Consider the following 441-nt stretch of genomic DNA (forward strand, 5'->3'; position numbering starts at 1 on the left):
GCCCAGCCAGTACCGCCTGGGTGCCGACGCAGGCGACCGGATGCCGCGCGACCTCGGCGCAGCCGCCGAGGATGCCGGCCAGGCGCAGCAGCAGCGGCGAGGGCCAGCCGCATTCATGGCCGACCCCATAGAGCCAGCCGACCAGCGCCGCCAGCACATGGACATCCTCCAGCAGGCGGAACGGCCTGACGTAGTCGTCCCAACCATCGCCGGGCAGGCGCTCGCAATGGGCACCGTCGAGCAACAGACGGGAATGCGGCACATCCGGCATCAGCGGCAGCGCCGGCAACGCCTCCAGGCGCGCCCCCGGGGCGCCGGCCAGGACCACCGTCATCGACAGTCGCGGCGGCTGCCCCGGTGCCTCGTCGCGGGCGGCCACCAGCCACCAGGAGGCGCTGTCGCCAGCGGTGACGAAATCCTTTTGTCCATGCAGGACCAGCC

The 441-nt window shown here is 72.6% G+C and carries 1 protein-coding gene; it reads right to left on the minus strand.

Going from position 1 to position 441, the window contains the following annotated elements:
* Positions 1 to 441, minus strand: a 441-nt coding sequence (locus C3E87_RS14460; protein WP_233120829.1) for an acyl-CoA dehydrogenase family protein, incomplete at both ends; no start/stop codon positions are given.

It is taken from the genome of Tessaracoccus sp. ZS01 (genome assembly GCF_022342445.1).
GTDB lineage: Bacteria > Actinomycetota > Actinomycetes > Propionibacteriales > Propionibacteriaceae > Arachnia.